Genomic DNA, 7803 nt, shown 5'->3' with positions numbered 1-7803 from the left:
CGCTCGCGCCGAACGTGTCCGCGGCGCGGACCGCGTACCCGTCGACCTTCGCGCGGTCGAACCCCGGCACGTCGAGGCGCGCGTCGATGCGGTCCGCGAGCACGCGCCCGCTGGCGTCGTCCAGGTCGACGCGCTCGACGCCCGGCGAGAGGTCGAGGCCGTCGATGACCTCGCGGGCCGCCTCGGGGCTGGCGAGGTCGCGGAACTGTTTGCGGTCGCTCATCGGTGCGCCTCCCAGTTCTCGACGGCCACTTCCTCGCCGGCGTCGAAGCCCTCCGTCTGCTCGGGGACGACCACCCAGCCGTCCGCGAGCGCGACGCTGGAGAGCACGCCGCTCCCGCTCGAACTCACCGGCTCCGCGACGCGCTCGCCGTCCTCGTCGCGGAGGCGGACGCGCGCGAACGTCCGCACCCCGGGCTCGGAGCGGACCTTCCCGTCCAGCTGCGCCCGCACGCTCGGCGGGTCCTCGTCCGGCATCCCGCCGACGCGCTTCAGCGCGGGCCGCAGGAACTGCACGGCGTTCACGATGCAGGCGACGGGGTAGCCGGGGAGCATCACGACCGGCGTCCCCGCGACCTCCCCGAGCGCGACCGGGTGGCCGGGCCGCAGCGCGACGCCGTGGACGAACACCTCGCCGAGGCCGTCGACGACCTCGGGAAGGAGGTCCCGCTCGCCGACGGAGGAGCCCCCCGTCGTGACGACGACGTCCGCGTCGACGTTCGCCTCGATTGCGTCCGCGAGCGCTTCCTCGTCGTCGGTCACGACGTCCTCGTAGCGCGCGCTCGCCCCCCCAGCGCTCCGCCAGCCGCGAGACCGTGAGGCCGTTCGTCTCCACGACCTCGCCGGGGTCGGGGTCGCCCTGCACGAGCTCCTCGCCGGTCGCAGCACGGCGACGTCCGGGCGCTCGTACACCTCGACCTCGCGCAGGCCGACGGACTTCAGCAGCCCGAGGTCGGACGGCCGGAGCCGGTGGCCGGGCTCGTAGAGCCGGTCGCCCGCTTCGACGTCCTCGCCGACCGGGGCGACGTTCTCGCCCTCGCCGACCGCCGCGAACACCTCCACGTCGCCGCTGGCGGTGTCGGCCTGCTCTATCATCACGACCGCGTCCGCCCACTCGGGCACCGCGCTCCCCGTGTGCACGCGCTCGGCCTCGTCCTCGCGGAGGACCGCGGGCGACCGGTCGCTCGCGCCGAACGTGTCCTCGGCGCGCACCGCGAACCCGTCCATCGCCGCGCGCCGGTAGTGCGGGACGCTCCGCTCGGCGGTGACGGCCGCCGCGACCGCCCGCCCGTCGGCGTCTTCGAGTGGCACGCGCTCGGTCCGGTCGTGGACCGCCACGCGGTCGAGCAGCCGCTCCCGGGCGGCCGCGACCCGCGTTCGCTCCTTGAAGCCGGCGTCGTGCCGGTCGTGTTCGGTCATGGGTCCAGTTGGGTTGGGGGAGGGGTAAAGGCTGCGCGCCGGTGGGCGAGCGAAGCGAGCCCACGGAACGAGCGAGCGGCGAACGGAGTGGGCCGCGAGCCGCGTGATGTGCTACACGATAACGACCCTCGAGCCGCGTGCCCGACCGAAGGGAGGGCACGGAATTGCGAACGGCGACGACCGAGAGCCGTGAGCCGCGTGGCCCACAGTACTGCCACGCTCTTCGAGAGGCCACGGCCTCGAACGAGGTTCGTCGCCCCTACCTGCCGGGAACCGCGCTTAATTCGGCTTAACCGTCGCTAATCCGGGGCGAGCGACTGGGGCGTTGAATACCCCGGCAGTCCACGAGTCGGGTGGCGGCAGACGTTCGCCGCCAGTCAGGGCACACTGAGCGTCACCACGCGTCGCCGGCCCGATTTCCCCCACACCCCTCGCCGGCGACGCGGCGGACCGCGCGACTCCCCCCACCGGCGCGGTCCGCCGTGGAGGCTGTTCGGACGCCACCCAGTGTGCGACGCACAGCTGGTTTCGCGCGCTCGCGGCCGTTCCCCCCGCCGCGAGGGCGCCCGTCCACCGCGGACGGTCTGCTCCGTTTTCGCGGTCGTTCCCGCCGACGACCACCGGGTTTAACGCCGCGCCGACCAAACCCGGGAGTATGTCCCGCTTGCGCGAAGCGCTGGGGAGTCTGCCCGATTCCGTGTTCGTCGACGTCCTGGAGAGCGATGACGCGTACGCGTTCGTCGTCGACGTGCCCGGGGCGACCGCGGACACCGTCGACGTGCGCGTGGAGGGGCGCACGCTGGCGGTGGACGCGCGCCGCGAGAAAGACGTGCCCGCGGACTTCGACTACCGCAGCGAGGAGCGGTCGCTGTTCCTCGAACTGGAGCTGCCGCTGCCGCCGGACGCCACCGAGTCGGGGGCGTCCGCGAGCGTGGAGGACGGCGTGCTCGACGTGCGGCTGCCGAAGGGCGCCGGCGAGAGCCACAGCGTGCCCGTCGAGGGGTAGACGGGTGGCGCTGCTCCGGGCGTACCGGCGGTTCGTCGTCGTGGTCTGGCAGTTCCTCCCGCTCGTGTGGGGGTACCTGCGGGACCGCCGCCGGTTCGTGGTGTTCGGCGGGCAGCGCCGCGTCACGAGGGAGATGCGGGTGGCGCGCGCTCGCCGGCTGCTGGACTCGCTGCTGACGCTCGGGCCGACGTTCATCAAGCTCGGGCAGCTGCTGTCGACGCGGCCGGACGTGCTGCCGCCGGAGTACGTGGACGTGCTCGCGGACCTGCAGGACCGCGTGCCGCCCGCCGACTACGAGGACGCGAAGGTCGTCCTCGAGGACGAGCTCGGGCCCGTCGAGGAGCGCTTCGACGACTTCGACGAGGACGCCATCAGCGGCGCGAGCCTCGGGCAGGTGTACACCGCGAAAGTGGACGGCGACGAGGTTGCGGTGAAGGTGCGCAGACCGGACATCGAGGAGCTCGTGGAGGCGGACCTCCACGTGATTCGGTGGACGCTGCCCGTCGTCGCGCGGTTCGTCGGGGAGTCGCGGGCGTTCAGCCTGCGGAACCTCGCCGACGAGTTCGCGAAGACGATCCGCGAGGAGATGGACTACGGCCGGGAGGCCGAGATGCTGACGGAGATTCGCGGGAACTTCGCGGACGACCCGGACGTCGTGATTCCGGCGGTGTACGACACGCACTCGGGCAGCCGCGTGCTGACGATGGAGTACGTCCCGGGCACGAAAATCTCGAACGTCGAGGAGCTGGACCGCCGCGGCGTCGACCGCTCGGAGGTCGCGGAGACCGTCGAGCGGGCGTACCTCCAGATGATCATCGAGGACGGGGTGTTCCACGCCGACCCCCACCCGGGGAACCTGGCGGTCCGGGACGACGGCTCGGTGGTGTTCTACGACTTCGGGATGAGCGGGCGCGTCGACGCGTTCGTCCAGGAGAAGATCGTGGACTTCTACGTCGCGGTCGCGAACCAGGACATCGACGCGATTCTGGACGCGCTCATCGAGATGGGGACGCTCTCCCCGGAGGCCGACCGCGCGACGATGGCGGACGTGATGGAGCTCGCGATCCAGGACGCCCGCGGGGAGGACATCGAGACGTACCGCGTCCAGCAGATCGTCGGGAAGGTCGAGGACACCATCTACGAGTTCCCGCTGCGGCTGCCGTCGAACCTGGCGCTCGTGCTGCGGGTGGCGACGGTCGTGGAGGGCGTCTGCGTCACTCTCGACCCGGACTTCGACTTCATCTCGGTGGCGACGGAGTACCTCACCGAGCAGGGCTACCGCGAGGAGTCGGTGCGGCAGTTCGCCGAGGAGACCGCCGACCAGTTCCAGCGCTCCGCGCAGTCCGCCGTCCGCGTGCCGCCGAAACTGGAGTCCGCGCTCGACCGCGTGGAGCGCGAGGACCTCCACGTGCGGGCGGACCTCGAGGACAGCGACGGCGTCGTCGACCGGCTGGCGCGCCGCGTGGTGCTCGGGCTGGTGTTCGCGACGAGCGTGCCGACGACCGCGCTGCTGTACGTCGAGGCGGACCCGCTGGCGGCCGGCGTCATGGGCGCGTTCACGGGCGCGGTCGGGCTCGGGCTCTACCGGTCGTTCCGGAAGCGCCGCGGGATGCGCGCGGCGCCGCAGTTCACTCGCCAGAACCTCCGGGACCGCCGCGAGGACTGACCGGCCGCCGGGCCGCGCGTGTTTTGGCGCTGCCGCGAGAACCCCCCGTATGGACGTCGACGCCTTCGAGCTGGAGCGGTGGTTCGCGGAGTACGAGCACGACGCCGACGTGATGCTCGCGGAGAGCGGCGTGCGCAGCCTGCCCGCCGACCGCTTCGACACCGACCCCGGCGACCTCGGCTACGTGATTCCGACCAGCGGCGCGCCGGACGTTCGGGAAGCCATCGCGGCCGACTACGGCCGGGGCGCCGAGGAGGTGGTCTGCACCGTCGGCGCGCAGGAGGCGAACTTCCTCGCGTTCCAGTCGATGCTCTCCCCGGGCGACCACGCGGTCGTCGTCACGCCGACCTACGAGAGCCTCCACGCCGTCCCGGACACCATCTGCGACGTGACCCGCGTCCCCCTGAACGAGCCGTCGTGGACGCTGGACGTGGACGCGGTCGCGGACGCCGTGCGCCCCGAGACCGAGCTCGTCGTCGTGAACAACCCGAACAACCCAACGGGCCGGAACCACCCCGAGGACGCGATGCGGGCGCTGTACGACGTCGCGGCGGACAACGACGCCTACCTGCTCGGCGACGAGGTGTACCGGCTGCTCGCCGAGGACCCCGCGCCGCCGGTCGCGAGCATGGGCGAACACGGCGTCAGCACCGCGAGCCTCTCGAAGGCGTACGGGCTCGCCGGCCTCCGGTTCGGCTGGCTCGCCGGCCCCGAGGACGTCGTCGCGTCCGCCGAGCGCTGGAAGGACTACACGACCATCTCGCCGTCGAAGTTCGGCCACCACGTCGCCCGGCAGGTGTTCGAGGGCGAGGCGGCCGACCTCCGCGCGGAGGCCCTCGAGCACGTCCGCGAGAACCACGAGATCACCGCAGAGTGGGCTCGCGGCCACGGCCTCGACTGGCCCGACCCCGTCGGCTGCAACGTCTTCCTGCGCGTGCCCGACGGCTTCGACGACGCGCGGGCGTTCTGCCGGACGGTCGTCGAGGACGCCGGCGTCGTGCTCGCGCCCGGCGACTGCTTCTCCACCGGGGGCGAGTCCTACGACGGCTACTTCCGGCTCGGCTTCGGGCTGCCGACCGACGAGCTCCGCGAGGGGCTGGCGCGCGTCGACGGCGTGCTCTGAACCGAGCGGATTCGCCCACGCTCACGTGCCCGTCTCCGCGAGTGTGGGGGCCTCTCCCGGCCGGAACGCGTTCCAAACCGTTTATACACGGCAGGCGTGAATCCCGGCGTATGGCGAAAGAGCAGACGGAAGTCCGTGACCTTCAGGAAGGCAACTACGTCATGATCGAGGACACGCCGTGCCAGATCAACGCCTACAGCACCGCCAAGCCCGGCAAGCACGGGAGCGCGAAGGCCCGCGTCGAGGCCGAGGGCGTCTTCGACGGGAAGAAGCGCAGCTTTAGCCAGCCCGTCGACGCGAAGGTCTGGGTCCCCATCATCGAGCGCAAGCAGGGCCAGGTCGTCTCCATCGAGTCCGAGACGGTCGCGCAGGTCATGGACCTCGACACCTACGAGACCGTGACGATGCAGATTCCCGCCGACCTCGACCTCGACGCTGACGACAACATCGAGTTCCTCGAGTTCGAGGACAAGCGCAAGATCCTCCAGTAACGGATGTTCCCCGGCGCCAGCCCCGTCGACGAGTCCGCGGACGCGCCGTTCGCCGACGCGGACTACGTCGCCGTGGGCGCGCCGCTGGACGTCTCCACCTCGTTCCGTCCGGGCGCGCGCTTCGGCCCGGACCGAATCAGGAAGTTCGCTCGCACGTTCGAGGACTACCACGCCTCGACGGGCACACACTTCTCCGAGCTGAACGTCGCCGACTACGGCGACGTCCACGCGTGGCACGACGCCGCCGAGTACCTCGACTACCTCGAGGGCGTGCTCACTGACGTCCACTGGGCGGACGCCGTCCCCCTCCTGTTGGGCGGCGAGCACACCGTCTCGGTGGCGGCCGTGCGCGCGCTCGACCCGGACGTCTTCGTCGCGCTGGACGCCCACCTCGACCTCCGCGCTGCCCTCGACGGCGACCCGCTGAGCCACTCGACGGTCACCCGGCACGCCCTCGACGTCGCCGACGAGGCGGTCGTCGTGGGCGCGCGCTCCGGCAACGAGGCCGAGTGGGAGCGGGCCGCGGAGGACGACGTGACCGTCGTCTCGCCCGACGAGGCCGCGGACTGGACGCCGGACGTCGACGGGTCGGTCTACCTCTCGGTGGACGTCGACGCCGCGGACCCCGCGTACGCGCCCGGCACGGGGACGCCGGAGCCGTTCGGCCTCGACTCCGCGGCGATGCGGGACGTCGTCCGCGACCTCGCGCCGCGGGCCGCGGGCTTCGACGTCGTGGAGGTCAACGACCGCGACGACGGGCAGGCCGCCACGCTCGCCGCGAAACTCGTCCGCGAGTTCGTCCACGCGCACGCCGACGATTAGAAGTTCCCGGCGCTCGCGTCCCCGTACATGGACCTCTCCGACATCGCCGCGAAGTACGACCAGCGGCTCCGCGTCGACGACTACGAGGACGCCGCCACGAACGGCCTCCAGGTCGGCCCGGGGGACGCCGACGTCGAGCGCGTGGCGTTCGCGGTGGACGCCGCGACCGCGACCATCGAGGAAGCCGTCGAGTGGGGCGCGGACCTGCTCGTCGTCCACCACGGTATCGTCTGGGGCGGCGTCGACGCGGTGACCGGCCGCGAGTACGACCGCGTGCGGGCGCTGCTGGACGGCGACTGCGCGCTGTACGCCGCCCACCTCCCCCTGGACGGCCACCCGGAACTCGGGAACGCCGCGCAGCTCGCAGACCGCCTCGGGCTGGAGAACCGCGCGCCGTTCGGCGCGCACGCCGGCGAACACCTCGGCTCCCGCGGCACCGCGCAGTCGACGTACACGGCGGACGAACTCGCGTCGACGCTGGAGGACGAACTCGACCCCGAGAACGGCGTGCGAGTGCTGGACTTCGGCCCCGAGGAGATCGACGACGTCGCCGTGCTCACGGGCAGCGGCGCGGACTGGATTCGGGAGGCCGAGGCCGACGGCGTGGACGCGTTCGTCACCGGCGAGGGCAAGCAGAAGCTCTACCACGAGGCCCGAGAGGCCGGCGTCTCGGTGTTCCTCGCGGGCCACTACGCGACGGAGACGCTGGGCGTGCGCGCGCTCCAGTCGCTCGCCGACGACTGGGACGTCGAGACGACGTTCGTCGACCACCCCACCGGGCTCTGAGCGCACGGCAAGTCGAGGTGACATCACTCCCCGGGAGCCGGCGAGATTCGCTGCGAGACAGTATCACGAGCGAAAATCGGGGCCGAACCCTTTTGTCGTATCCCCAAGACACCACGGAGGAAGATGGGGATCACCGGTCAGTTCGAACGGGTACGGGGGAGCTACGGGGCGAAACTCGCCGTGGCCCTGCTCGTCGTCGTCGCCGTCGCGGTCGGCGTCGGCGCGATGGTGTACCAGCAGACCAACGACCAGCTCCGGGACGACGTCCGGACGGAGCTGTCCGCGACCGCGGACGCCCGCGCCGCGCAACTGGACGCGTACCTCGACAACGTGCGCGGCCAGACGCAGCTGGCGTCCACGCGGCCGGCGCTCGCGTCCGGCGACCGGACCGAAATCGCCGCGCTGCTCGACGAGCTCGCGGCCGGCGACTCGCTCCCGGACGGCGTCACCGCGGTCCACTACTACGACGCCGCCGAGCAGCGCGTCGTCG

6 protein-coding genes and 3 pseudogenes are annotated in these 7803 nt (G+C 72.0%); 7 read left to right on the top strand and 2 right to left on the bottom strand.

The genetic code is table 11. The features are described from left to right. Both GJ634_RS12810 and glp read right to left on the bottom strand, forming a co-directional pair. A pseudogene (locus GJ634_RS12810) lies at positions 1-223 on the bottom strand (molybdopterin biosynthesis protein); the annotation flags it as partial. Continuing rightward, a pseudogene (gene glp / locus GJ634_RS12805) lies at positions 220-1419 on the bottom strand (gephyrin-like molybdotransferase Glp). The pseudogenes glp and GJ634_RS12810, both read right to left, overlap by 4 nt. 655 nt (positions 1420-2074) lie before the next feature. Between glp and GJ634_RS12800 the strand changes: the two are divergent. From GJ634_RS12800 to GJ634_RS12770, 7 genes and pseudogenes are all read left to right on the top strand, one after another. Continuing rightward, positions 2075-2425 carry an Hsp20/alpha crystallin family protein gene (locus tag GJ634_RS12800; protein ID WP_157503221.1) on the top strand — a complete coding sequence of 117 codons (351 nt, stop codon included), beginning with the start codon at positions 2075-2077 and terminating at the stop codon, positions 2423-2425. Between the two features lie 4 nt (positions 2426-2429). Next, positions 2430-4091 (top strand): AarF/ABC1/UbiB kinase family protein, encoded by a 1662-nt coding sequence (locus GJ634_RS12795; RefSeq protein ID WP_331714171.1) that lies wholly within the window; start codon positions 2430-2432, stop codon positions 4089-4091. Between the two features lie 49 nt (positions 4092-4140). Further along, entirely contained in the window at positions 4141-5214 is a 1074-nt protein-coding gene (locus GJ634_RS12790) for an aminotransferase class I/II-fold pyridoxal phosphate-dependent enzyme (RefSeq protein ID WP_157503219.1), read from the top strand. 110 nt (positions 5215-5324) lie between these two features. Next, positions 5325-5705: a translation initiation factor IF-5A gene (locus GJ634_RS12785; protein ID WP_157503217.1), complete on the top strand. Its 381-nt coding sequence runs from the start codon at positions 5325-5327 to the stop codon at positions 5703-5705. 3 nt (positions 5706-5708) lie between these two features. Continuing rightward, positions 5709-6527 carry an agmatinase gene (gene speB / locus GJ634_RS12780; RefSeq protein ID WP_157503215.1) on the top strand — a complete coding sequence of 273 codons (819 nt, stop codon included), beginning with the start codon at positions 5709-5711 and terminating at the stop codon, positions 6525-6527. 27 nt (positions 6528-6554) lie between these two features. Next, the gene (locus GJ634_RS12775; RefSeq protein WP_157503213.1) at positions 6555-7313 is read left to right on the top strand and encodes a Nif3-like dinuclear metal center hexameric protein; all 759 of its coding nucleotides are present in this window, start codon (positions 6555-6557) and stop codon (positions 7311-7313) included. A 123-nt stretch (positions 7314-7436) separates the two neighbouring features. Further along, positions 7437-7803 (top strand): annotated as a pseudogene (locus tag GJ634_RS12770) (methyl-accepting chemotaxis protein); the annotation flags it as partial.

This window comes from Halobacterium sp. CBA1126 (assembly GCF_009741975.1).
Taxonomy (GTDB): domain Archaea; phylum Halobacteriota; class Halobacteria; order Halobacteriales; family Halobacteriaceae; genus Halobacterium.
This window is presented reverse-complemented; position numbering and strand designations above follow the sequence as displayed.